The 24,280-nt window shown below is 74.9% G+C and carries 23 protein-coding genes; 18 read left to right on the plus strand and 5 right to left on the minus strand.

Annotation, left to right across the window (positions count from 1 at the left end):
- Together OCU29_RS16675 and OCU29_RS16680 are read left to right on the plus strand one after the other, a co-directional pair.
- The gene (locus OCU29_RS16675; protein WP_261820798.1) at nucleotides 1-783 is read left to right on the plus strand and encodes an SDR family oxidoreductase; all 783 of its coding nucleotides are present in this window, start codon (nucleotides 1-3) and stop codon (nucleotides 781-783) included.
- 174 nt (nucleotides 784-957) lie between these two features.
- Nucleotides 958-1,284, plus strand: coding sequence for a hypothetical protein (locus OCU29_RS16680; protein ID WP_261820799.1), 327 nt, complete (start codon nucleotides 958-960; stop codon nucleotides 1,282-1,284).
- A gap of 190 nt (nucleotides 1,285-1,474) precedes the next feature.
- Here the strand turns inward: OCU29_RS16680 and OCU29_RS16685 are convergent, their stop codons facing one another.
- Both OCU29_RS16685 and OCU29_RS16690 read right to left on the minus strand, forming a co-directional pair.
- The gene (locus tag OCU29_RS16685) at nucleotides 1,475-3,049 is read right to left on the minus strand and encodes a DHA2 family efflux MFS transporter permease subunit (RefSeq protein WP_261820800.1); all 1,575 of its coding nucleotides are present in this window, start codon (nucleotides 3,047-3,049) and stop codon (nucleotides 1,475-1,477) included.
- Between the two features lie 82 nt (nucleotides 3,050-3,131).
- Complete coding sequence (locus tag OCU29_RS16690) at nucleotides 3,132-3,620, minus strand: glutathione peroxidase (protein WP_261820801.1); 489 nt, start codon at nucleotides 3,618-3,620, stop codon at nucleotides 3,132-3,134.
- Between the two features lie 71 nt (nucleotides 3,621-3,691).
- Between OCU29_RS16690 and OCU29_RS16695 the strand changes: the two genes are divergently transcribed.
- The 4 genes from OCU29_RS16695 to OCU29_RS16710 all read left to right on the plus strand — a co-directional run bounded on the left by OCU29_RS16695 (nucleotide 3,692) and on the right by OCU29_RS16710 (nucleotide 9,877).
- On the plus strand, nucleotides 3,692-6,496 hold the full coding sequence (locus OCU29_RS16695; RefSeq protein WP_261820802.1) for a DEAD/DEAH box helicase: 2,805 nt from the start codon (nucleotides 3,692-3,694) through the stop codon (nucleotides 6,494-6,496).
- Nucleotides 6,497-6,499: 3 nt separating this feature from the next.
- Nucleotides 6,500-7,195, plus strand: a complete 696-nt coding sequence (locus OCU29_RS16700; protein WP_261820803.1) for an SWIM zinc finger family protein — start codon at nucleotides 6,500-6,502, stop codon at nucleotides 7,193-7,195.
- A gap of 110 nt (nucleotides 7,196-7,305) precedes the next feature.
- A complete protein-coding gene (locus OCU29_RS16705) occupies nucleotides 7,306-8,367 on the plus strand; it encodes a bifunctional 2-polyprenyl-6-hydroxyphenol methylase/3-demethylubiquinol 3-O-methyltransferase UbiG (protein WP_261820804.1) in 1,062 nt (353 codons plus the stop codon).
- A 37-nt stretch (nucleotides 8,368-8,404) separates the two neighbouring features.
- Nucleotides 8,405-9,877, plus strand: coding sequence for a YdiU family protein (locus OCU29_RS16710; protein ID WP_261820805.1), 1,473 nt, complete (start codon nucleotides 8,405-8,407; stop codon nucleotides 9,875-9,877).
- Here OCU29_RS16710 and OCU29_RS16715 read toward each other — a convergent pair.
- Entirely contained in the window at nucleotides 9,853-10,434 is a 582-nt protein-coding gene (locus tag OCU29_RS16715) for a TetR/AcrR family transcriptional regulator (RefSeq protein ID WP_179614914.1), read from the minus strand. The two genes, OCU29_RS16710 and OCU29_RS16715, sit on opposite strands and share 25 nt — an antisense overlap.
- A gap of 178 nt (nucleotides 10,435-10,612) precedes the next feature.
- Here OCU29_RS16715 and OCU29_RS16720 point away from each other — a divergent pair, with 178 nt between their 5' ends.
- The 6 genes from OCU29_RS16720 (at nucleotide 10,613) to OCU29_RS16745 (ending at nucleotide 18,772) form a co-directional block, all read left to right on the plus strand.
- Nucleotides 10,613-12,178, plus strand: a complete 1,566-nt coding sequence (locus tag OCU29_RS16720; protein ID WP_261820806.1) for a carboxyl transferase domain-containing protein — start codon at nucleotides 10,613-10,615, stop codon at nucleotides 12,176-12,178.
- Nucleotides 12,179-12,269: 91 nt separating this feature from the next.
- On the plus strand, nucleotides 12,270-14,228 hold the full coding sequence (locus OCU29_RS16725; protein WP_261820807.1) for a biotin carboxylase N-terminal domain-containing protein: 1,959 nt from the start codon (nucleotides 12,270-12,272) through the stop codon (nucleotides 14,226-14,228).
- Nucleotides 14,225-15,220 (plus strand): hydroxymethylglutaryl-CoA lyase, encoded by a 996-nt coding sequence (locus OCU29_RS16730; RefSeq protein ID WP_261820808.1) that lies wholly within the window; start codon nucleotides 14,225-14,227, stop codon nucleotides 15,218-15,220. The genes OCU29_RS16725 and OCU29_RS16730 overlap by 4 nt, the downstream gene beginning before the upstream one ends.
- Nucleotides 15,217-16,320: a hypothetical protein gene (locus OCU29_RS16735; protein WP_261820809.1), complete on the plus strand. Its 1,104-nt coding sequence runs from the start codon at nucleotides 15,217-15,219 to the stop codon at nucleotides 16,318-16,320. The genes OCU29_RS16730 and OCU29_RS16735 overlap by 4 nt, the downstream gene beginning before the upstream one ends.
- Nucleotides 16,317-17,558, plus strand: coding sequence for a hypothetical protein (locus OCU29_RS16740; RefSeq protein WP_261820810.1), 1,242 nt, complete (start codon nucleotides 16,317-16,319; stop codon nucleotides 17,556-17,558). The genes OCU29_RS16735 and OCU29_RS16740 overlap by 4 nt, the downstream gene beginning before the upstream one ends.
- Nucleotides 17,555-18,772 (plus strand): hypothetical protein, encoded by a 1,218-nt coding sequence (locus tag OCU29_RS16745; RefSeq protein ID WP_179614919.1) that lies wholly within the window; start codon nucleotides 17,555-17,557, stop codon nucleotides 18,770-18,772. Before OCU29_RS16740 ends, OCU29_RS16745 begins: the two co-directional genes overlap by 4 nt.
- Here OCU29_RS16745 and OCU29_RS16750 read toward each other — a convergent pair.
- Entirely contained in the window at nucleotides 18,733-19,425 is a 693-nt protein-coding gene (locus OCU29_RS16750) for an EcsC family protein (protein WP_261820811.1), read from the minus strand. The genes OCU29_RS16745 and OCU29_RS16750 overlap by 40 nt on opposite strands.
- A gap of 85 nt (nucleotides 19,426-19,510) precedes the next feature.
- On the opposite strand from OCU29_RS16750, the gene aat reads away from it, so the two are divergent.
- From aat to OCU29_RS16765, 3 genes are all read left to right on the plus strand, one after another.
- Nucleotides 19,511-20,191: a leucyl/phenylalanyl-tRNA--protein transferase gene (aat, locus tag OCU29_RS16755; RefSeq protein ID WP_306799035.1), complete on the plus strand. Its 681-nt coding sequence runs from the start codon at nucleotides 19,511-19,513 to the stop codon at nucleotides 20,189-20,191.
- A 34-nt stretch (nucleotides 20,192-20,225) separates the two neighbouring features.
- Nucleotides 20,226-20,690, plus strand: coding sequence for a hypothetical protein (locus OCU29_RS16760; protein ID WP_261820812.1), 465 nt, complete (start codon nucleotides 20,226-20,228; stop codon nucleotides 20,688-20,690).
- Nucleotides 20,691-20,880: 190 nt separating this feature from the next.
- The gene (locus OCU29_RS16765) at nucleotides 20,881-21,378 is read left to right on the plus strand and encodes a hypothetical protein (RefSeq protein WP_261820813.1); all 498 of its coding nucleotides are present in this window, start codon (nucleotides 20,881-20,883) and stop codon (nucleotides 21,376-21,378) included.
- A gap of 13 nt (nucleotides 21,379-21,391) precedes the next feature.
- Here the strand turns inward: OCU29_RS16765 and OCU29_RS16770 are convergent, their stop codons facing one another.
- Entirely contained in the window at nucleotides 21,392-21,727 is a 336-nt protein-coding gene (locus OCU29_RS16770) for a rhodanese-like domain-containing protein (protein ID WP_261820814.1), read from the minus strand.
- Between the two features lie 70 nt (nucleotides 21,728-21,797).
- Here OCU29_RS16770 and chrA point away from each other — a divergent pair, with 70 nt between their 5' ends.
- From chrA to OCU29_RS16785, 3 genes are read left to right on the plus strand one after another with little or no spacing between them, the layout of a single operon-like run.
- Nucleotides 21,798-23,156: a chromate efflux transporter gene (gene chrA / locus OCU29_RS16775; protein WP_261820815.1), complete on the plus strand. Its 1,359-nt coding sequence runs from the start codon at nucleotides 21,798-21,800 to the stop codon at nucleotides 23,154-23,156.
- Between the two features lie 32 nt (nucleotides 23,157-23,188).
- Entirely contained in the window at nucleotides 23,189-23,596 is a 408-nt protein-coding gene (locus tag OCU29_RS16780; protein ID WP_261820816.1) for a helix-turn-helix transcriptional regulator, read from the plus strand.
- Nucleotides 23,593-24,270 carry a cation diffusion facilitator family transporter gene (locus OCU29_RS16785; RefSeq protein ID WP_261820817.1) on the plus strand — a complete coding sequence of 226 codons (678 nt, stop codon included), beginning with the start codon at nucleotides 23,593-23,595 and terminating at the stop codon, nucleotides 24,268-24,270. Before OCU29_RS16780 ends, OCU29_RS16785 begins: the two co-directional genes overlap by 4 nt.
- The last annotated feature ends 10 nt before the right edge of the window (nucleotides 24,271-24,280 follow it).

The following is a 24,280-nucleotide window of genomic DNA, read 5'->3' on the forward strand; positions in this document are numbered from 1 at the left end:
GTGAGCGTCGTCCTCGTGACCGGCGCGGCCTCCGGGCTGGGCTGGGCGATGACCCGGCGCTGGTACGAGGCCGGCCACGACCTGGTGCTCGCCGACGTCGACGCCGCCGGCCTGGCTGCCAGGACCGCCGGGCTGGACCCTGGCCGGGTGCTGGGCGTGGTCACCGACGTGACCGACGCAGGCGACCTGGCGGCGCTGGTGGAGGCGACCCGGGAGCGGTTCGGGCGCCTCGACGTGCTGGTCAACAACGCCGGCATCACCCACCGCAGCCCCGCGCACCGCACCGACCCCGCGGTCTTCCGCACCGTGATGGCCGTCGACTGGCAGGGCCCGGTCGAGCTGACGCTGGCGGCGCTGCCGCTGCTGCGCGAGAGCGGCGGCACGGTGGTGTGCATCTCGTCGATGGCGGGCTGGATGCCGGTCCCCGGCCGGGCGGCGTACGGCGCGGCGAAGGCGGCGCTCACCCAGTTCTTCGAGGTCCTGCGCCTCGAGCTCGAGCCGCAGGGCGTGCGGGTGCTGATGGTGCACCCCTCGTTCCTCGACACCCCGATCGAGCAGCACGCCCTGGGTGAGGACGGCCGGCCCACCGGTCGGGCCCGCTCGACGGTGGGGCGGCTGCGCTCGGCCGACGAGACCGCCGCGCGCATCGACGAGGCGCTGCAGGCCGGCCGCCCGCGGCTCTTCCCCGACCGGGGCACCGTGCTGGCGAGCCTGCTGTGGCGGGTGGCTCCGTCGGTCTACCAGGCGCAGGTGCGCCGGCGCTTCGCCGACGACCTGGGGTAGGCGCCCCGGCGGTCGCATGACCGCCCGCGCCGGAGCGAACTCCTGGCCGGTAGGTTCCGGCCGGGACGGTCCCGGCCCCGGGGGCCCTCGACAGCCGAAGGTGGGTCTCAGATCAAGCTGACTGCCGAAGAGTTCTCGCGCCGACTCACGTACGGAACCCTGCTCCTCACGCCCATGTTCGTGCTGGGGGTCTGGCTGACCATCCGGTTCTCCCCTTGGTCATTGTCTGGGTCCCTGGTCGCGCTCGCCGTCAGCCTGGTAGCCGCGGTCTGTGTGGGCTGGCTGCTGAGATCACGCGTCCTCACCCTGACGGACGAGCCCGGTCGGACGAGGAGATCGTCTGCGCTCGGCGCGGTGCTGGCGCTGGCGCTCTTCTACGTGGTGATGGCCTTCGGCCAGGAGTTCTTGCTGTTCCTGGCTTGCTGCTCGGTTGTCGGTTTCTACGTGAGTGCTGGGCTGGGTTCGCTCGTCGACCTGCGACGGCTGCAGGTCCAGGACTGACCGGTCCCCCTCTGCTGGTCGGGGTCCACACGGCTCGCGGCCGGTCAGCGGTGAGCCAGCAACCATCGGTCGCTCACACCCGGTTGCCAGCCCACCGCCGGCCCGAGCGGGCGGAGCCCAGCGGTGCGCTGGCAACCGGACCGGTACTGCGAACGGTTGCTGACGCACCGCCCGCGGCGGCGAGCGCCGCTCAGTGCACCAGGGCGCCGGGCTCGACCTGGCGGGCCGGCTTGCGGCGGGGCAGGAAGAACGCCGGCACCAGCACCAGCGCCACCAGCACCGTGGCCACCACGAACGAGCTGCCGAAGGCCTCCGACATGTCGGACAGGCCCTGGGCCAGCACGCCCGGCTCGACCGGGGTGCCGTCGCGCATCGCGGCCTGGGCCTGGCCGACGGCCGGGGAGTCCTTGAAGCCGTTGGTCAGCAGCACCGAGAAGACGGCCGTGCCGATCGAGGCGGCGACCTGCTGGGTGATGTTCATCAGCGTGGAGCCACGGGCGATCTCGTGGTCGCTGAGCGTCTGCAGCGCCGAGGTCATGATCGGCATCATCGTGCCGCCCATGCCCAGACCCATGACGAAGAGCGCGCCGATCAGGTAGGCGTACGACGGGTCGCCGACCTTGGCGAAGGCCTCGCCGAGCTCGACCGAGCCGGGGCCGACCGAGACCTGGGTGAACATCGCCATCCCGACCACGATCAGGCTGATGCCGCTCATCACGATCTTGCCGGGGCCGATGCGGTCGGTCAGCACACCCGCGACCGGCATCGTCAGCATCGCGCCGATGCCCTGCGGGGCCAGCAGCAGACCGGCGCCCAGCGTCGTCTCGTCACGCAGGAAGAGGAAGTACTGCGGGAAGAGCAGGCTGGCGCCGAAGAAGGCGATCGCGAAGAGCGACATCGCGAGCACCGCGGTGGTCAGGGTGCGGTTGCGGAAGAGGTGCAGGTCCATCAGCGGGTGCTCGGGCGGCGCCTTGAGGGTGCGCAGCACGAACGCCGCCACCAGCAGCAGACCCAGGGCGGCGGTGACCAGCACCTTGGCCGCCAGCACGGTGCCTTCCTCGGGGATCGAGGAGACGCCGTAGAGGAACAGCGCCAGGCCGGGGGAGAGCAGCAGCATCCCGACGAAGTCGAAGCGCTCGGAGGGCGTGGGCGCGTCGGCGGGCAGCACCTTGGCGGCGTACACGATCGCGCCGATGCCGATCGGCAGGTTGATCAGGAAGATCCAGTGCCACGAGGCGATGTCGATCAGCCAGCCGCCGAGGATCGGGCCGAAGATCGGGCCGAGCAGCATCGGCACGCCCAGCACGGCCATGACGCGCCCGATCCGGTGCGGGCCGGCGGCGCGGGTCATGATCGTCATGCCCAGCGGCATCAGCATGCCGCCGCCGAGACCCTGCAGCACCCGGAAGAGGGTCAGCATCTCCACGGTCGTGGCCGCCGCGCACAGCAGCGAGCCGGCGGTGAAGAGGCCGACGGCGAGCATGTAGAGGCGCTTGGTGCCGAACCGGTCGGCCGCCCAGCCGGTCAGCGGGATCACCGTGGCCAGGGCCAGGGTGTAGCCGGTCATCGTCCAGGCGGTCTGTGCCGGGGTGGCGTCGAAGTCGGCCTGGAAGGTCGGCTGGGCGACGCTGACGACGGTGATGTCGAGGATCGACATGATCGCGCCGAGCACGACCACGCCGGCCACGAGCAGCACGTTCTTGTCGAGCTTGTCGTCGTCGTGACGAGGGGCGGGTGCCGGGGTCGGCGCGGTGTCGGTGCTCACCGACCAAGGCTAGGTAGGGAGCCCTCTCAGCGCGAGCCGATATCGCGTGCGTTGGGTCACGTCCCGGCTCGGGAGGCGCGGGTCAGCCGCACACGGCCTCGACGGCCGCCACCAGCCGCGGGTCGTCGGGCGCGACCGTCGGGCCGAAGCGGGCCACGACCGCGCCGTCGGGGGCGACGAGGAACTTCTCGAAGTTCCACCGCACGTCGCCGGCCTCGCCGTCCTGGTCGGGCGCCTTGGTCAGCTCGGCGTAGACCGGGTGCCGCGAGGGCCCGTTGACCTCGACCTTCTCGCTCATCGGGAAGGTGACGCCGTACGTCGCGGAGCAGAAGGTGGCGATCTCGTCGGCGGAGCCGGGCTCCTGCTCGCCGAACTGGTTGCAGGGCAGCCCGACCACGGTGAACCCGCGCCCGGCGTAGGTGTCGTGCAGCTGCTCGAGGCCGGTGTACTGCGGGGTCAGCCCGCAGCGGCTCGCGACGTTGACCAGCAGCGCCGCGCGGCCACCGGTGAGGTCGCGCAGGGTGGCGTCGGTGCCGTCGAGGCGGGCGAGGGGCGCGTCGAGGATGCTCATGACGCTGAGCCTAGGGCGCGCCCGGTCGGCCCCTGGACCGACGGTCGGTGGCGGGGGCTAGCGTCGCGGACGTGAGCTTCGTCCCCGTCACCGGCACGGCGACGTTCCTGCCGGCCGACCCGCCGCGCGAGGGCGTCGTGGAGTTCGTCGACGCCCGGCGCACGGTCGCGCTGCCGGTGCGTGCGGCGCTGCCGGTGCTGACCAAGGCCCACGCCCGCGACGACCTGCACCCCAGCGTCGGGCTGCTCTCCGGGGCGGTGCTGCTCGGCATGCGCCTGGTCGCGGCCGGCGCTTTCGAGCCGGCCCCCGACGACGGCCGTCCGCCGCAGTGGCGGGTGGCGCCGCTGGGCGACGACGACGAGGACCGGGTGCGGATGCTGGCCCGCGCCCGCGCCCACGAGGGGTGCGACGAGGCAGAGGCCGAGCAGGTCGTACGCCGGGTGCTCGACGCCGTGGTCGACGCGATGCCGCGCGGGGCCCCGGTCGCGCCGGCCCGACCCACGCGCCCCCGGCCCGTCCGCGCGGGCGGCCCCGAGGGGGCACCTCCGGCGGGCGGCGCGCTCCAGCCCTCCGCCGACTTCCGCGACCGGCTCCAGCGCCGCATCGCCCGCCACCGCCACGCCGGGCAGCTGCCGCACCTGGTCTCGCTGAGCCTGCGGGTCGAGGCCGACGAGGAGGAGCTGGTCGGCGGCACCGTGCGCGTGGTGCTGCAGGTGCACGACGAGCGCGACCCGCTGCACGTCACCGACGCCTCGTCCCTGTGGCTCGACGAGCCCGAGGTGCACGGCTTCGGCGAGCGCGCCCGCACCCACGCGACCATCGCGCTGCGCTCGGCCGCCGAGGCCTGGCCGGTGCTGGAGCGGCTGCTCGACCTGCGGGTCCCCGACCAGCTGACGCTCGACTCCGACGAGCTGGTGAGCCTGCTCGACGACGGGGTCGGGGCCCTGGCGGGTGCCGGCGTCGACGTGCTGTGGCCCAAGAGCCTCGGTCGCGAGCTGACCACCCGGGCCGTGCTCGACCGGGCGCCGCGCGACAAGGGCCCGCGCGAGGAGCCGCTGCAGACCGGGCTGCTGACCCCCGAGAGCATGTTCGCCTTCCAGTGGCAGGTGGCCCTGCACGGCGACCCGCTCACGCCCGAGGAGATGGACCGGCTCGCCGAGGCCGCGAGCCCGGTGATGAAGCTGCGCGGGGCCTGGATGGTCGTCGACCCCGCCGTCGCCCGCCGGGCCCGCAAGCGGCTGGTGCGAGAGGTCCGCCCCGCCGAGGCGCTGGCCTCCGCGCTGACCGGGGTGGCCGTGGTCGAGCGCGGCGCCGAGAGCGAGGAGGACGTCGTCGTCGGCGCCAGCCTGCTGGCCGTGCGCGAGCGGCTGACCACCGCCGCCACCCGCGAGCCGGTCGAGGCGCCCGCGGGCCTGGCCGCCACCCTGCGCGACTACCAGCGGCACGGGCTGACCTGGCTGGCCGACCTGACGTCGTACGGGCTGGGGGCCTGCCTGGCCGACGACATGGGCCTGGGCAAGACCGTGCAGGTGATCGCGCTGCACCTGCACCGGGTCGAGGCGGCGCGCGCCGAGGGGCGTGAGCCGCTGCCGACGCTGGTGGTCTGCCCGACGAGCCTGCTCGGCAACTGGGAGGCCGAGGTGCGCCGCTTCGCCCCCGGCGTGCCGGTGCGGCGCTTCCACGGCTCCGCGCGCAGCCTCGGCGACCTCGAGGCGGGGCTCGACGGCGACCCGGGCTTCGTCCTCACGACGTACGGCACGATGCGCAGCGACGCCAAGGACCCCGACACCTCGACGCTGCGCCCGGTGACGTGGGGGCTGGTGGTCGCCGACGAGGCGCAGCACGTCAAGAACCCCCGCGCGGCGACGGCGCGGATGCTGCGCACCCTGACCAGCCAGGCCCGGGTCGCGCTGACCGGCACCCCGGTCGAGAACGACCTGACCGAGCTCTGGGCGATCCTTGACTGGGCGATCCCGGGCCTGCTCGGCAGCCGCAACGCCTTCCGCCGGGTCTGGGCGGCGCCGATCGAGACCGGTGACGAGCCCAGCAAGGCGCGCCAGTTCGCCGACCTGATAGCGCCGTTCCTGCTGCGCCGGCGCAAGTCGGACCCGGGCATCGCCCCCGAGCTGCCGCCCAAGACCGAGACCGACCACCCGCTGAGCCTGACCCGCGAGCAGGTGGTGCTCTACGAGGCGTTCGTGCGCGACACGATGGAGCGCATCGAGCGCGCCGACCCCGACTCCCGTCGCGGGCTGGTGCTGATGCTGCTGACCGGGCTCAAGCAGATCTGCAACCACCCGGCCCACTTCCTCAAGCAGTCCGGCGGGCGCCTCGGCGGCCGCTCCGAGAAGCTCGACCTGCTCGACGAGCTGATCGGCACCGTGCTCGCCGAGGACGGCGCCGTGCTCGTCTTCACCCAGTACGTCGCCATGGCCCGGCTGCTCGAGCGCCACCTCGGCGCCGCGGGCGTGCCGACCCAGCTGCTGCACGGCGGCACCCCGGTGCGCGAGCGCGAGGCGATGGTGCGCCGCTTCCAGGACGCCCCGCCCGGCGAGGCCCCGGTCTTCCTGCTCTCCCTCAAGGCCGGCGGCACCGGGCTGAACCTGACCCGCGCCGACCACGTCGTGCACTTCGACCGGTGGTGGAACCCGGCCGTCGAGGAGCAGGCCACCGACCGGGCCTACCGGATCGGGCAGACCCGGCCCGTGCAGGTGCACCGCCCGGTCGTGCGCGGCACCATCGAGGAGAAGGTCGCCGAGCTGCTGAGCCGCAAGCGGGCCCTGGCCGACGCGGTGCTCGGCAACGGCGAGGCCGCCCTGACCGAGCTCAGCGACGACGAGCTGCGCGACCTGGTCACCCTGCGCCGGGAGGACTGAGCGGTGGGCGGGCAGGGCGTGGTGCACCCGCGGCTGCCGGCGCGGCGCCGCCCCACCCGGGCCGAGCGGTGGTGGGGCAAGGCGTGGGTGCGCGCCGTCGAGGAGTCGGCGTACGCCGAGGGCGACCTGGCCGCCGCCCGCACCCTGTCGCGCTCCGGGCAGGTCGGGGCCATCGAGGTCGGGCCCGGGTCGGCGGTCGCGGTCGTCGACGACCGCGACGGGCGCTGGCGGGTCGAGGTCGCGGTGCCGGTGCTCGACGACGCCGGCGCCGAGGCCCTGGTCGAGACCGTGGCGGCGCAGGCGGGCCGGGTCGGCGCGCTCCTGGCCGGCGACCTGCCGCACGAGCTGGTCGAGCACGCCGAGGAGGCCGGCGTCGAGCTGCTTCCCTACGGCGGCGAGCTGGCCGCGACCTGCACCTGCGAGGCCTGGGTCGACCCGTGCGTGCACGCGCTGGCGGTGCTGCACCAGCTGACCTGGCTGATGGAGGCCGACCCGTTCGTGCTGCTGCACCTGCGCGGCACCGGCCGCGAGGAGCTGCTGGCCCGGCTGCACGCCCGCGCGCCCGCGCCCTCCGCCGGCGTCGACCCGGAGGACGGGGACGACGACCTGACCACGGCGTACGACGCCGCCGAGCGCGCCGCCCGGCTGCTCGAGCTGCTCGAGGGTGACGGTCCGCTCGACATCGACCACCTGCTCTGAGGCCGAGGACACCCCCTACCCACAACCGGGGAGATCCGCGGCGGCCCGGCTCCGGCCGGGTCCCGGAACCGGACACTGGCGGGTGGACCACCCCCCACGCAGGAGCCCCCATGCGCACCGACGAGCTCGCCGACCACCTGCTCGCGTCCGTCATCGGCGGCCTCGACGTGCTGACCGTGGCGGTCGGCGCCCACTTCGGGCTCTACGACCTGCTGCACCGCCGGCCGCGGACGGTGGGCGAGGCCGCGGCCGCGTCGGGCATGGCGCCGCGCTACGCCCGCGAGTGGCTCGAGCAGCAGTGCGTGGCGGGCCTGGTCGACGTCGACGACCCCGCGCTGCCCGCCGAGGAACGCCGCTACCTGGTCAGCGACGAGCACGCTGCGGTGCTGTGCGACCCCGACAGCCTCAGCTACACGACCCCCTTCGCGCAGATGGTCGCCGCCGCCGGGGTGCAGCTGCCGCGGCTGCTGGCGGCGTACGCCGCGGGCGGTGGTGTGGGCTGGGAGCAGTACGGCGAGGCGATGCGCCGCAGCCAGGCCGACGCCAACCGGCCGCTGTTCCTGCAGCTCCTCGGCTCCCAGTGGCTGCCCGCCCTGCCCGAGGTGCACGCGAGCCTCGAGCGCGGTGGGCGGGTCGCCGACATCGGCTGCGGTGACGGGTGGGCGGCCATCGGGGTGGGTCTGGCCTACCCCGGCGCCCGGGTCGACGGCTACGACATCGACGCGGCCTCCATCGCGGCCGCCGCCGCCAACGCCGCCGCGCACGGGGTCGCTGATCGCGTGCAGTTCCACCACGCCGACGCGGCCGGTGCCGAGCAGGAGGGCGGCTACGACCTGGTGCTGGCCATGGAGTGCGTGCACGACATGGCCGACCCGGTGGCGGTGCTCGGCTCGGCGCGGCGGCTGGTCGCCGAGGGTGGGCACGTCGTCGTCATGGACGAGCGGGTGCCCGACGCCTTCACCGGCCCCGGCGACCAGGTCGAGCAGCTGATGTACGGCATCTCGATGATGATCTGCCTGCCCGACGGCCTCTCCCACCAGCCCTCGGTCGGCACCGGCACGGTGATGCGGGCGCCGGTGCTGCGCGGCTACGCCCAGCAGGCCGGATTCGCCGACCTCGAGGTGCTGCCGATCGAGCACGACGTGTTCCGGTTCTACCGGCTCCTGCGCTGAGACGCCCGCCCTGGCCCGGCGGCGTAGCGTGGCAGGCATGAGCGTGAGCACCCTCGACGACCTGCGCCTCGGCACCCGGTTCGCCGACGTCCTGCCCGAGCTGGCGGTGCGCTGGCAGGCCGAGGAGGCGCCCGAGCCGCAGCTGGTGGTGCTCAACGAGCCCCTGGCCCGCGAGCTGGGGCTCGACCCGGGGTGGCTGCGCACCGAGGCCGGGGTGCGGCTGCTGGTCGGCGCCGACGTGCCCGAGGGCGCGACCCCGGTGGCCCAGGGCTACGCCGGCCACCAGTTCGGCGGCTACTCCCCGCGCCTGGGCGACGGGCGGGCGCTGCTGCTCGGTGAGCTGGCCGGCCCCGACGGCGACCTGCGCGACCTGCACCTCAAGGGCTCGGGCCGCACCCCGTGGGCCCGCGGTGGCGACGGGCTCGCCGCGCTCGGCCCGATGCTGCGCGAGCACGTCATCAGCGAGGCCATGCACGCGCTGGGCATCCCCACCACGCGCTCGCTGGCGGTGGTGGCCACCGGCCGCGGCGTGCACCGCGACCAGGTCCTGCCCGGCGCGGTGCTGGCCCGGGTCGCGGCCAGCCACCTGCGCGCCGGCAGCTTCCAGTACGCCCGCGCCACCGGCGACCTCGACCTGCTGCGCCGCCTCGCCGACCACGCGATCGAGCGCCACCACCCGGCCGCGCGGGCCGCCGGCCCCGGGGGAGCGGCGTACCTGGCGCTGCTGGAGGGGGTCGTGGCCGCCCAGGCCCGGCTGGTCGCCCGGTGGGTGCTGGTCGGCTTCGTGCACGGCGTGATGAACACCGACAACATGACGATCTCGGGCGAGAGCATCGACTACGGGCCGTGCGCGTTCCTCGACGCCTACGACCCGAGCACGGTCTTCAGCTCGATCGACACCGGCGGTCGCTACGCCTTCCGCAACCAGCCCGCGGCCGCGCAGTGGAACCTGGCCCGGCTCGCCGAGGCGCTGCTGCCGCTGATCGACGACGACGAGGAGCGCGCCGTGGCCGCGGCCACCGCCGCCCTCGAGCGCTTCGCGCCGGCCTACACCGAGGCCTTCACGTCGGGCGCGGCCGCCAAGCTCGGGCTGCCCGAGGGGCTGGAGCAGGCCGTCGTCGCGCCCCTGGTCGAGGACCTGCTGGGCCTGATGGCCGCGGCGCGCGTCGACCACACGTCGTTCTGGCGCTCGCTGGCCGACGCGGCGCGCGGCGACGCCGAGGGCGTGCGCGGGGTGGTGCTCGACCTGCCCGGCCTCGACGCGTGGCTCGAGCGCTGGCGGGCGCTGGACCCCGACGGCGACGCGATGGACCGGGTCAACCCGGTCTACGTGCCGCGCAACCACCTGGTCGAGGAGGCGCTCGACGCCGCCACCGCCGGCGACCTGGCGCCGCTGCACCGGCTGCTCGAGGCGGTCACCGCGCCGTACGACGAGCGGCCGGGGCTGGCGGCGTACGCGCAGCCGGGCCCCGAGGGGGCCGGGCCCTACGTGACGTTCTGCGGCACCTGAGCGTCCACCGGCTCCAGGCCCAGCGCGCCCAGCGCCATCCGGTGCAGCAGCTCGCCCATCGCGGGGTCGGGCAGCAGCGCGCTGTGCGGGGTGGAGTTGATCAGCCCGAAGGTGGCGTGCGCGGTCGCGCGCGCCTGCTCGAGACCGAGACCGGGGTGCACCGAGCGCAGCTGGGTGGCCCACACGTCGACGTACTCGCGCTGCAGGGCGCGCACCTGCTCGCGGGCCTGCTCGGGCAACGACTCCCAGTCACGGTCCTGCACCACGATGAGCGGGCGGTGGCGCAGCGCGAAGTCGACGTGCCAGTCGACCAGCGCCACCACCGCGGCCCGGGCGTCGGGCGCCGCGGCGGCCCGCTCGCGGCCCACCTCGAGCAGCTGCTCGCTGATCGAGACCAGCATCGCGGCCAGCACGGCGTCCTTGGAGGCGAAGTGCTTGTAGAGCGCGGGCCCGGAGACCCCGCAGGCGGCGCCCAGGTCGGCCACCGAGACCCCGTGGAAGCCGCGCTTGGCGAACAGCTCGGCCGCGGTGGCCAGGATCTGCTCGCGCCGGGACATGCCCCCGAGGTTATCGCCCATTAACCCCGACCCGGCTCATATCTCGCGCCCACCCGGCGCGAACCGGCACCCGGGGCGTCGGTTCGGGCCGGCTCGGCGGGAGATTCGGGACGGGTCAGCGTGAGATTTGCGACGGGTCGTGGTGGTGGGGCAGGTTAATGATCGCTAACCTGAGCCCGTGAGCGATCTCAGGGACCTCGTCGCCGACCTGCGCGAGCGGCTGGCGACGGCACGGACGGGTGGCAGCGAGTCGGCGCGGGCCAAGCACACGGGGCGCGGCAAACTGCTGGTGCGCGAGCGGGTCGACCGCCTCCTCGACACCGGCAGCCCGTTCCTCGAGCTGAGCCCCCTGGCGGCCACCGAGATGTACGGCGCGCCGGGCGAGACGCCGGTGCCCAGCGCCGGCATCGTCACCGGCATCGGCCGCATCCACGGCCGCGAGTGCGTCGTCGTGGCCAACGACGCCACCGTCAAGGGCGGCACCTACTACCCGATGACGGTCAAGAAGCACCTGCGCGCGCAGACGATCGCGGCCGAGAACCACCTGCCGTGCGTCTACCTCGTCGACTCCGGCGGCGCGTTCCTGCCGATGCAGGACGAGGTCTTCCCCGACCGAGAGCACTTCGGCCGGATCTTCTTCAACCAGGCCAACATGTCGGCCGCGGGCATCCCGCAGATCGCCAGCGTGATGGGCTCGTGCACCGCCGGCGGCGCCTACGTGCCGGCGATGAGCGACGAGACCGTGATCGTCAAGGAGCAGGGCACGATCTTCCTCGGCGGCCCGCCGCTCGTGAAGGCCGCCACCGGCGAGGTCGTCACCGCCGAGGAGCTCGGCGGCGGCGACGTGCACGCGCGCACCTCCGGCGTGGTCGACCACCTCGCCGACGACGACGCGCACGCGCTGGCCATCGTGCGCAGCGTCATCGGCACCCTGCCCCCGGCGCGGGCCCACCGCACCCCGGCCGCCGAGGTCGAGGAGCCGCACGAGCCGCCCGAGTCGCTCTACGACGTGGTGCCCACCGACACCCGTACGCCGTACGACGTGCGCGAGGTGGTGCGCCGCATCGTCGACGGCAGCCGCTTCCACGAGTTCAAGAAGCTCTACGGCGACACCCTGGTCTGCGGCTTCGCGCGGATCTGGGGCCACGAGGTCGGCATCGTGGCCAACAACGGCATCCTCTTCAGCGAGTCGGCGCTCAAGGGCGCCCACTTCATCGAGCTGTGCAACCAGCGCGGCATCCCGCTGGTCTTCCTGCAGAACATCTCCGGCTTCATGGTCGGTCGCGAGTACGAGAACAACGGCATCGCCCGCGACGGCGCCAAGCTCGTCACCGCGGTCGCCTGCAGCGTGGTGCCGAAGTTCACCGTGGTCATCGGCGGCTCGTACGGCGCCGGCAACTACGGCATGTGCGGACGCGCCTACGACCCGCGCTTCCTGTGGATGTGGCCCAACGCCCGGATCTCGGTGATGGGCGGCGAGCAGGCCGCCGGTGTGCTGTCGACGGTGCGCCGCGACGGGATCGAGGCCCGCGGCGAGGAGTGGAGCGCCGAGGACGAGGAGCGGTTCAAGGCCCCGATCCGCGAGCAGTACGAGACCCAGGGCTCGCCGTACTACGCCACCGCGCGGCTGTGGGACGACGGCGTCATCGACCCCGCCGACACCCGCCGGGTGCTCGGGATGGGCCTGGCCGCCACGGCGTACACGCCGATCCCCGAGCCCCGCTACGGCATCTTCCGGATGTGAAATCACCCCACGACGTTCTTCGTTCCCCCGCTGCGCTCCTCCACGAACAACGCCGCGGGGACCCCGAGGGAACCAGATGATGGAGACACACATGCACACGCTCCTGGTCGCCAACCGCGGCGAGATCGCCCGCCGGGTGCTGGCCACCGCGCGCCGCCTCGGCTGGCGCACCGTGGCCCTGCACACCGACCTCGACGCCGGCGCGCTGCACGTCACCGAGGCCGACGTCGCGGTGCGGGTCGGCTCCTACCTCGACATCGACGAGGTCGTGGCCGCCGCCCGCGACAGCGGCGCCGGCTACGTGCACCCCGGCTACGGCTTCCTCTCCGAGCGGGCGCCCTTCGCCCGGGCGCTGGCCGAGGCCGGCATCACCCTGGTCGGCCCGACGGCCGAGGTGATGGACGCGATGGGCCGCAAGGACGCCGCGCGCGACATCGCGGTCGAGGCCGGCGTGCCCGTGGTGCCCTCCTACGACCTGGCCGACGACCCGTCCTCCTTCGCCTACCCGGTGCTGGTCAAGGCGGCCGCCGGCGGCGGCGGCAAGGGCATGCGGGTGGTCCGCTCGGCGGCCGAGTACGCCGAGGCGCTGGGCGCCGCGCAGCGCGAGGCGCGCTCGTCGTTCGGCGACGACACGATGCTCATCGAGAAGTACGTCGAGTCGGGCCGCCACGTCGAGGTGCAGGTCATGGGTGACACGCACGGCCACGTGGTGCACCTCTTCGAGCGCGACTGCTCCACCCAGCGACGCCACCAGAAGGTGCTGGAGGAGGCGCCGGCCCCCACGATCAGCGAGGAGCAGCGGGGCGCGATCACGGCCTCGGCCGTCGCGCTGGCCGCGCAGGTCGGCTACACCGGCGCCGGCACGGTCGAGTTCCTGCTCGACAACGCCACCGGCGAGTTCTACTTCCTCGAGATGAACACCCGCCTCCAGGTCGAGCACCCGGTCACCGAGGAGGTGGTGCGGGTGCGCGGCGAGCGGGTCGACCTGGTCGCGCTGCAGCTGCAGGTGGCCACCGGCGAGCCGCTCGGCCTCACCCAGGACGACGTCACCCTCGAGGGCCACGCGATCGAGGCCCGGGTCTACGCCGAGGACTCCTTCGCCGGGTTCCTGCCGCAGGCCGGCACCGCCTCGCTGGTGCGCTGGCCCGCCGAGGACGGCACGGTGACCCAGCCGACCGGCACCCGGGTGCGGGTCGACCACGCCCTGGTCTCGGGCCAGGAGGTCTCCACCGCCTACGACCCGATGCTCGGCAAGGTCGTGGTGTGGGGCGCCGACCGCGAGGCGGCGCGCACCGGCCTGGTCGCCGCGCTCGACGACACCGCGGTGCTGGGGCTGACCACCAACACCGGCTTCCTGCGCGCCCTGGCAGCGGGCGAGGAGTTCCGCGACGCCACCATCGACACCGCCTGGCTCGACCGCCACGAGGTGCCCGCCCCCGACGGCGACCTGGCGCGGGTCTTCGCCGCCTGGACCCAGGTGCTGCTCGACACCCGGCCCGCCGAGGCGCACCTGCAGAGCGACCCCGCCGGGCCGTGGCACGCAGACGGCTGGCGGATGGGCGCCGACCCCGCGCCCGACACCGTCACCCTCGGCGAGACCCTTCACGTCGTCGACCGGCACCGCGGCCGCGTCGACGACCACGAGGTCCGCACGGTCTCGGCGCAGGACCACACCGTGCACCTGATCGTCGACGGCCGCGCCGAGCACGCCGTGCTCGACGTGCGCTCCGGCGACGTCGAGGTCGCCCACCGGGGCCAGCGCTGGGCCTGGCAGCGCCCCGACCCGTTCGCCGACCACGGCCCCGAGGCCGGCGACGGCTCGCTGGTCGCGCCGATGCCCGGCACCGTCCTCGACGTGCGCGTCGAGCAGGGCCAGCAGGTGGCCGAGGGCGACGTGCTGGGCGTCCTCGAGGCGATGAAGATGGAGCTCGCGCTGACCGCGCCCTTCGCCGGCACGGTCACCACCGTCGACGCCGTCGCGGGACGCCAGGTGCCGCTGGGGCACGTGTTGTTCCACGTGGAACCAACCGGTCAGGAGGAGCAGGCATGACCACCGCCGCCGCCCGCGAGCCCGCGATCGGCCGGCTCCCGATGACCGTGCCCGCCCCGGGCCTGCCCGAGCGGGTCACGATCTACGAGGTCGGCCCCCGCGACGGGCTCCAGAACGAGCAGGCGCTGGTGCCCCTGGAGACCAAGGCCGCGTTCGTACGCCGCCTGGTCGCCGCCGGGCTGCCGGTCGTGGAGGCCACCAGCTTCGTGCACCCGCGCTGGGTGCCGCAGCTGGCCGACGCCGCCGACCTGGTGGCCCTCCTCGAGACCGACGACCAGCTCGGCGACCGGGCCCGCGACCTGCCGGTGCTGGTGCCCAACGAGCGCGGCCTCGACCGCGCGCTCGAGCTCGGCATGCGCCACGTCGCGATCTTCGGCTCGGCCACCGAGACCTTCGCCGCCAAGAACCTCAACCGCACCCTGGCCTCGCAGATGGAGATGTTCGAGCCCACCGTGGCCCGCGCCCGCGACGCCGGTCTCGACGTGCGCGCCTACGTCTCGATGTGCTTCGGCGACCCGTGGGAGGGTCCGGTGCCGCTCGAGCAGGTCGTCACCGCCGGGCGCCAGCTGCTCGACCTGGGCGCCTCCCAGCTCAGCCTCGGCGACACCATCGGCGTCGGCACCGCGGGCCACGTCACCGCGCTCGTCGAGGCCTTCGGCGAGGCGGGGGTGGGCCCCGAGCGGCTCGCGCTGCACTTCCACGACACCTACGGCCAGGCGCTGAGCAACGTCCAGGCCGGACTGCGCGCCGGCGTCACGACGTACGACGCCTCGGCCGGCGGGCTGGGCGGGTGCCCCTACGCCGTCAGCGCCACCGGCAACCTGGCCACCGAGGACCTGGTCTGGCTGCTCGACGGCCTCGGCATCGAGCACGGCGTCGACCTCGACGCGCTCGTGGCGACCAGCGCGTGGATGGCCGGCGAGCTCGGGCGCCCCAGCCCGTCGGCCGTCGTTCGGGCGCTCGGCGCCGATCGGGCACAATCACCCGCGTGAGCAACCGACGCGTCTACCTCCACATCGGCGCGCCCAAGACCGGCACGACGTACCTGCAGGACCGCCTGGCCCGCAACGCCAAGGCGCTGGCCTCGCACGGCGTCACGCTGCCCACCCGCAGCCCGGTCGTCAGTCCGGGGCTCTTCCACTTCCGCGCCGCCCTCGACCTGCTCGGCCAGGACTGGGGCGGCGAGCCCGGGCACGCCGAGGGCAGCTGGGAGGCGATGGTGCGCCGGGTCCGGCGCGCCAGCGGGACCGTCATCATCAGCCACGAGATCCTGGCCCCGGCCCCGGCCGAGGCGGTGGCCCGCGCCAAGCGCGAGCTCGGCGGGGGCGAGGACGTCCACGTCGTCTACTCGGTGCGCGACCTGGGCCGCCAGCTGCCCGCCGCCTGGCAGGAGAGCATCAAGCAGGGCCGCAAGTGGACCTACCGGCAGTTCCTGAAGAAGGTGCGCCAGCGCAAGCCGTGGTTCTACCGCTCCTTCGACCTGCCCTCGGTGCTCGGCACCTGGAGCGCCGGGCTGCCGCCCGAGAACGTGCACGTCGTCACCGTGCCGCAGCGCGGCAGCGGCGCCGCGCCCGACGAGCTGTGGCGCCGCTTCTGCGCCGCCTTCGACATCGACCCGGCCTGGGCGCCCGAGGAGTCCGAGCGGCGCAACCCCTCGCTCGGAGCTGCCGAGACCGTGCTGCTGCGCCGGCTCAACAAGCAGCTGGGGCGCCGCACCCGCCGCGAGATCACCTACGACGTCCTGGTGCGCGACCTGCTCGCCGAGCAGGAGCTCGCCGGGCGCGAGGGCTCCGCCCCGCTCGGCCTGCCGCCCAAGATGTTCGACTGGGCCGAGGACGAGGCCGAGCGCTGGATCGAGTACGTCGAGGGCTCGGGCGTGCACGTGCTCGGCGACGTCGCCGACCTGCGCCCGCAGCGGCCCGAGGACGGCTCGTCGTGGGTCGACCCCGACAAGATCTCGGCGCGCGAGCAGCTCGCGGTGGCCGTCGACGCGCTGACCGCCATGACCCGCGAGGCCGCGCGCCGCGAGGACCCCGACCAGCAGCTGGTCAACCGGGTCCGCTCGCAGGCGCGCCGGCTGCGCGACCAGTGAGCGAGCGGCCCTCCGGACCTGCCGGGGACCCCGGGGACCCGGAGGGCGAGCGCCGGGCCTGGGCCTGGGTCGCCCACCTGCGCGAGGGCGGTGCGACGCCGTGGTCGCAGTGGGCCGCGACCGGCGAGCGCAGCGGCCGGGTGCTGCCCGGCGCCCAGCAGCTGGAGCTGCTGCGACGGCTCAACGTGGCCGGTCGGCCCGGCCGGGCGCTGGCCCGCCGGGTGCTGGAGGCCAGCGCGCCCGGCCGGGGCCGGCCCGACCTCGAGCTGCTCGGCGCCGCGCCGCTGTCGCGCTTCGGCCCGGCGCCGGTCGACCCCGCGCAGCTGCCGGCCGACGAGCTGATCCGGGTCGCCACCAGCCTGCTCGCCGAGGACCTCGTGGCCCGCCCGCTGCCCGCGCCCGGTCCGACCTCGGTGGCCGCTCGGCTGCGCACCGGCGCCCTGCTGCGCCGCTGGCGCCCGCGCTACCGCCTGGTCGGCGACCCGTGGCGGGCCGACGCCGCGCGCCGCCACCTCGTCGCCGCGGGCCGCCCGCCCGGCGGACCGGACCCGACCGTGCTGGTCCTGGGCGGCGGCCTCTCCTCGATGCTGGTCGACCTGTGGACCGACCGGGCCTTCTCCACCGGCGGGCCGGTGCCGTCGTGGCGCAGCTGGATGGACACCGTGGTCGAGACCGGCCGGCTGGGCCGCGGCGCCGACCCGGTCGCCTCCGCCCGCCGCTGGACCGCCCGGGTCGGCCCCGACCGGGTGCGCCTCGTGCTCGACCCGACCGCCCTGCCGGGCGAGGTCGGCGTACGCCGGGTGCCCGCCGCGCCGCGGCTCTCCGTCGACGCCATCGACCTCGGGCGCCGCGTCGGAGGCGTGCTGGGCCTGCTGGTCACCCCGCCCGAGGGCCGCCAGGTGCTGCGCCGCGCGCTGCTGCCGCGGCTGCTCGACGCGCCGGGGCCGCTGCTGGGGGTCCCGCCCGAGCACCACCGCTGGGTGGTGCGCCGCTCGTGCCGCCTGCGCGACGACCTGCTCGCGGCGCCGTACCCTGTCGTCGGCACGGTTCTGGGCCCCGCCGACGCGCTGCTCGACCACCCGCGCCGCCTGGCGGCCGCGGAGCCGGGGGAGCCGCACGACGACCGGGTGCTCGACCTGGCCGTGCGGATGCTCCTGGAGCACCCCACCACCGACCCCACCGCCGACCGGCCGACCGACCACCAGCCCGACAGCCCGACACAGGAGGACCCCAGGTGAGCGCACGGGTCCTGCTGCACGTCGGCACCCCCAAGACCGGCACCTCGCACCTGCAGGACGTGCTGTTCCGCAACCGCGAGCGGCTGCTCGAGGCCGGCGTGCTCTACCCCGCCGACCGCTTCGACGCGCACTTCCTGGCCGCGCTCGACCTGATGCGGCTGCCCTGGGGCGGGCTGGAGACCGAGGCGATCGGGGCCTGGGACGAGCTGGCGGCCCGGGTGCGGGCCCACGAGGGCACCGCGATCATCAGCCACGAGATCCTCGCCACCGCCTCGCGCAGCCAGGTCGGCCGCGCGCTCGCCTCGCTGGGCCACGACGACGGCACCGAGGTGCACGTCGTGGTCTCGGTGCGCGACCTGGTGCGCCAGATCCCCGCCGAGTGGCAGGAGAACGTCAAGCACCGCAGCACCATCACCTTCGAGCGCTTCCTGGCCGAGCTGCGCGACCCCGAGCGCGCCACCCGCATCGCCACCTGGTTCTGGGGGGTGCAGGAGATCCCCGACATCCTCGACCGGTGGGGCCACGCGCTGCCGCCCGAGCAGGTCCACGTGGTCACGGTGCCGCCTCCCGGCGGGCCCCGCGACCTGCTGTGGCAGCGCTTCTCCCACGCCTTCGGCCTCGACGAGCTCGGCGAGGTCGAGCTCGACCTCGAGGCCGAGCGGGCCAACCCCTCGCTCGGGGTCCCCGAGACCGCGCTGCTGCGTCGCATCAACAAGGCCGTCAACCCGGTCCTCGACCCGCCCGACTACCGCCCGCTGGTGCGCGAGCTGCTGGCCCACCAGACCCTCTCGGCGCGCACCCGCTCGGCGCGCCTGGGCCTGCCGCCCGACGTGCACCCCTGGGCCGAGGAGCTGGGCCACGCCTGGGTCGCCGAGCTGCGCGAGCGCGGCTACACGGTGGTCGGCGACCTCGACGACCTCACCGGCGCCCCCGCGGCCCCGCACTGGGCCGACCCCGACTCCCCGCGGGAGAGCCAGGTGGCCGCCGCGGGCGTCGACGCGATCCGGGCGCTGCTGCTCGACAACGCGCGGCTGCGCCACGAGGAGGCCCGCCTGCACGGCGAGGTCGACCACCTGCGCCGCGAGCTCGACGCCGCGCGGCCGGTGCAGCGGGCCAAGGAGCGCGCCCTGCGCGTCGTACGACGCTCACGCGCGGGTCGCGCGCTGCACCGCGGCTACCGGGTGGTCAGGGGCCGCAGCTCGCGCTCGGCGTAGCGCCCGATGCGCCAGGTGGCGTAGCCGTCGGCACCCATGCCGACGACGCCGCCGACCACCGGCACGCGACGACCGATGGTGACCGCGAGCCGCTTGCCGAGGATGCGCGAGACGATGTCGTCGGCCACGGCCGCCGAGACGGCCCGGTCGAGCGCCTGGTCGGGCTCGGGGCCGGTGGCCAGGTCGGCCGGGTGGGCGGGGATCGTGCCGGCCTTCACCAGGCGCGCCACGCTGTCCTCGCCGAGCAGGCAGACCAGGATCGCGTTGCGCACCCGCGGGTCGGCGAGGTCGTAGCCGCGCAGGTGGGCGATGCCGGCGATCATCCGGCACTGCACCAGCGCCAGGCCGGTGATGTTGGCGGGGATCGCGACGGCGGCGGTGACCACGCCGCCGAGGTTGGTCAGGAACCCCTGGGCGCCGGCGTAGCGCACGTGGTTCTCGATCACCTCGTGGACGCCCTTCTCGACGTCGCCGTGCTGCTCGCGCAGCTGCTCGTCGGCGGCGGCCGCGGCGGGCGGGAGCGGGCCGACCCCGCTGATGGCGCGGTGCAGCGCCTCCCGCACGAACGACGACGTCAGCCCCGGCGCCATCCCGGTCACCCGGGGCGCCAGACGGCGACCGATCTGCCCGGTCAGGGCTCCTCGCTTGCTCACGCCACCGATCCTACGAACCACCCGGTCACCCCCCACATCCTTCCGGGTCTGTGATCGAGGTGGCGTGCTCGTTAACGTTCGACGAGTGCCGATCGAACCCCCCGCCTCGCCGTGGTCGTTCGGCGACCCGCGCCGCTTCGACGCGCGCGACGACCTGGTGGGCGTCGGCGCCGACCTCGAGCCGGGCACCCTGCTCTCGGCGTACCGCCAGGGCCTCTTCCCGATGCCCTCGGGCCACGCCGGTGACCCGATGTACTGGTTCTGCCCGGTCGAGCGCGGGGTGCTGCCGCTCGACGGGCTGCACGTCTCCCGCTCGCTGCGCCGGTCGGTGCGCACCTTCGAGACCCGCGTCGACACCGCCTTCGAGCAGGTCCTCGACGCCTGCGCCGACCCGCGCCGGCCCTCCGGCTGGATCGACGACGACATCCGCGAGGCCTACCTGTGCCTGCACGACCTCGGCTGGGCGCACAGCGTCGAGACCTGGCACGAGGGCCGGTTGGTCGGCGGGCTGTACGGCGTGGCGACCGGTGGGCTCTTCGCCGGCGAGTCGATGTTCCACCACGAGACCAACGCTTCGAAGGTCGCCCTGGTGGCGCTGGTGGGCCTGCTCGACGACGAGCACGCCGCCGACCGGCTGCTCGACGTGCAGTGGAGCACCGCCCACCTGGCCAGCCTCGGGGTGGTCGAGATCGAGCGGGCGGAGTACCTGCGACGCCTGGCCGTGGCGGTCGCGCTGCCGCTGCCGAAGGTCTTCTCCGACGCCTGAACCAGCCGCCCCTTCCCCCTCCCAGGAGCTGACCGTGCACAGCCCCCTCCGTCCCCTCCACCGCTCCGCCCTGCGCCCGCTCGCCGGTGTCGCCGGGCTGGCCCTCGTCCTGGGCGGCGCCGCCGCCTGCAGCAGCGACGAGCCCTCGGCCGCGCCCGAGGACGCCTCCCAGGAGGACTTCTGCCAGGTCTACGCCGACATCGAGTCTGACGGCGGCGAGGACCTCGACAGCGTCAAGGAGGCGGTCGGGCGGCTCGTCGAGGTCGGCACCCCCGACGACATCCCCGACGAGGCCCGCGCGGGCTTCGAGACCCTCGGCGAGCTGGTGCGGGAGGCGGACGACGAGACCGACCTCGAGACCCTGGGCGAGGACCTGGGCCCGGAGGTGCAGGGCAGCTTCGTGGCCTTCCTCGGCTACGTCACCGAGACCTGCGCCGACGAGCTCGACCTGCCCACCGCCGACGACCTCGGCCAGCTCGACCCCGACCTGCAGGAGTAGGGCCGAGCAGTCACTTGTGAACCCTTGAGCGGTCACTTTCGAACCCGGCGGTGGGTCGAAAGTGACCGGTCGGTGGTTCAGAAGTGACCACTCGGCCGGCGGCGCCGTTCAGGTTCCTCTCGGGAAGGTGTGGCACCGTCGAGGGCTGCGTCGGGCGGCTGCCCGGCGCCCTCGATCGGAAGGACCCCCCGTGAAGCACGCTCTCGCCCCCCTCGCGGTGCTCGTCGCCCTGACGGCCACCGCCTGCGGCTCCGACGACGAGACGAACGACGCGGCCGCCGAGCCCACGACGTCGTCGTCGGCCTCGGCCGGCGGCGAGCCGGGCAGCGACGCCGCGTTCTGCACCGCGCTCGTCGGCAACGGCGCCCTGGAGGACGGCTCGGACGTCGAGCAGCTCGAGGCCGGCCTGACCGCCAGCGGCATCCCGGACGACGCTCCGCAGGACGCCGCGAAGGGCTTCGACGTCTACCTCGACATCCTCGCCGACATCGACGCCGACGCCAGCGCCGAGGACCTCGCGGCCATGGACGACTTCGACCTCTCCAAGGCCCAGCAGGACCAGATGAACGCGCTGGTGCAGTACGCCGGCGCGACCTGCGCCGAGACCGGCACCGAGGGCGGTGCCGAGGACGGCACCGGCGAGGAGTCGGCGCCCGCCGAGGAGCAGGACGGCTCCTCCGAGCAGTGAGCAGCGGCCCCTGCTAGACGACCTGGGGCGGTCGGCCGGTCTCGCTGACCATCGGCCGGCCGGCCGCCTGCCAGTCGAGCATCCCGCCGTCGAGGTTGACCACGTCGTGGCCCTGCTGGCCCAGCCACGCCACGGCCTGGGCCGAGCGGCCCCCGATGCGGCACACGACCAGCACCTGGGCGTCGGGCACCTCCCCGACGCGGGCCCCGAGCTCGCCGAGCGGGATGTGCACGGCGCCGTCGATGTGGCCGTGCTCCCACTCCGCGGGTTCGCGGACGTCGAGCACCACGAGGTCGTCGGGCACCGGGTCGGGCACGCCGTCGACGTGGACGGTCGGGATCGTGGTCATGGGTTCCTCCCCTGGACGACCCGTCCATCCTAGGGCCGCCGGCGGACCTGCGCGCCCGTAGTCTCCTCGCGTGAGCCGACCCGCTGGCGACGTCATCGCGCTGCGCGCGGCCGCGCGGGTGTGGTTCGCGATCTCGCTGCAGACCTTCGGCGGTCCCGCCGGCCAGATCGCGGTCATGCAGCGGGTGCTCGTCGAGGAGACCCGCTGGATCGGCCAGCAGCGCTTCCTCTTCGCGCTGTCCTACTGCACCCTGCTGCCAGGTCCCGAGGCCCAGCAGCTCGCGACGTACGTCGGGTGGCTGCTCAACGGCGTGCGCGGGGCGCTGGTCGCGGGCGTGCTGTTCATCCTGCCCGGGGTCGTGGCGCTGCTGGTGCTCTCCGGCGTCTACGTGACGTACGGCGAGACCACGCTGGTGCAGGCGCTGTTCCTGGGGCTGGCGCCCGCGGTGATCGCGATCGTCGCGCAGGCGGTGGTGCGGGTGGCCCGCCGGGCGCTGGTGCACCGCTCGCTGCTCGGTGTGGCGGTGGCCTCCTTCGCCGCGCTCGCCCTGCTCGGCGTGCCCTTCCCCGCGGTGGTGGCCCTGGCCGGGCTCGGCGGGTGGCTGCTCTCGCGGGTGCTGCCCGGTCTCGCCCGGCCGGCGACGACCGCGGCCGGGGGCGGCCCGCCGCCGCTCATCGCCGACGACGCGCTGCACAGCGAGCCGCCGGGGGCGCGCCGCTCGGGCCTGGTCCTGGCCGTGGGCCTGACCCTGTGGGCGGCCCCGGTGGTGGCGGCGGCGCTGCTGCTGGGCCGCTCGAGCATCCTGGTCGACCAGGGCCTGTTCTTCTCCGGCGCGGCGCTGGTCACGTTCGGCGGTGCCTACGCCGTGCTGGCCTACGTCGCGCAGCAGGCCGTGGAGGTCTACGGCTGGCTGGGGCCCGGCGAGATGGTGCGCGGCCTGGCGCTCGCCGAGACCACGCCGGGGCCGCTGGTGATGGTCGTGCAGTTCGTCGCCTTCGTCGGCGCCTACCGCGCCCCGGGCCCGCTGGACCCGTGGGTGGCGGCGGTGCTGGCCGCGCTGCTGACCACCTGGGTCACCTTCGTGCCCTGCTTCCTCTTCATCCTCCTCGGGGCGCCGTACGTCGAGCGGTTGCGCGGCAACCGCGCCCTGGCCGGCGCGCTGGCCGGGATCACCGCAGCCGTGGTCGGGGTGATCGCCCACCTGGGCCTCTACTTCGCGCTGCACACGCTGGTGCGCAGCACCGGGACGGCCGGCTGGGGGCCGTTCTCGGTCGAGTACCCGCTGCTCGACACGGTGCGCTGGCCAGCGCTCGCCGTGGCCCTGCTCGCCGCGGTGCTGGTGCTGCGGCTCGACTGGCCGGTGCTGCGGGTGCTGGGCGTGTGCGCGGCGGCGGGCGTGGTGCTCGGGCTCAGCGTCGGGGTCGGGTAGCCGCTGCCGCACCTCACCGCTATCATCGGCGCATGACGATGATGAACGCGGGTCCGTGCGCGTCGCTCGGCTCCGCCGCCGCCCTCTTCCACGGTTTCTCCGACCCCTCCCGCCTCGCCATCCTGCGCCGGCTGGCGCAGGGCGAGCAGCGGGTCACCGACCTGGTCTCCCATCTTGGCCTGGCGCAGTCCACGGTCTCGCAGCACCTGGCCTGCCTGCGCGGCTGCGGGCTCGTCGACTCGCGACCCCAGGGGCGGGCCTCGGTGTGGTCCCTGGCCCACGGCGCGGAGCTCGACGACCTGTGGGTCGCCGCCGAGCGCCTGCTGGCCGCCACCGGCGAGGCGGTCGCGCTGTGCCCCGCGTCGGCGCCCGCCACGCCCGTGGCGACCCCCGTGTCCGGGCAGGGGAGCGGGCAGGTGGCCGGGCAGGTGGCCGGGTGAGCGCCGCGACGCACCCCGCCGGCGCGCACGGCGCCGCGGCGCCGACGCCCGAGCAGCGGGTCCGGCTGGGCCGCCGCGCCCAGCAGCTGGCGGCGGTCTCGGTGGTCTACAACTGCGTCGAGGCGGTCGTGGCGATCGCCGCCGGGATGGTGGCCGGCTCCGTGGCCCTGGTCGGCTTCGGCCTCGACTCCCTCGTCGAGGTGTCGTCGGGGCTGATCATCCTGTGGCAGTTCCGCCACGCCCTGCCCGAGTCGCGCGAGCGGGTGGCGCTGCGGCTGATGGCGATCTCCTTCTTCGCGCTCGCCGGCTACGTGACCTGGGAGTCGCTGCGCGCCCTGGTCGGCCCCCACGAGCCAGACACCTCGACGGTCGGCATCGTGCTCGCGTCGCTGTCGCTGGCCGTGATGCCGTTCCTGTCGTGGGCGCAGCGGCGTACCGGCCGGGCGCTCGGCTCGGGAGCCGTGGTGGCCGACTCCACCCAGACCCTGCTGTGCACCTACCTGTCGGCGGTGCTGCTGCTCGGGCTGGTCCTCAACGCGACGCTCGGCTGGTCGTGGGCCGACCCGGTCGCGGGCCTGGTCATTGCCGCGGTGGCCGCGCGCGAGGGCCTCGAGGCCTGGCGCGGCGAGGCCTGCGGGTGCGCACCGGCGCCGGGGGAGCCGGGCTGCTCCTGACCGGCCCGGC

It is taken from the genome of Nocardioides sp. OK12, from assembly GCF_024341885.1.
Classification (GTDB): Bacteria; Actinomycetota; Actinomycetes; order Propionibacteriales; family Nocardioidaceae; genus Nocardioides; species Nocardioides marinisabuli.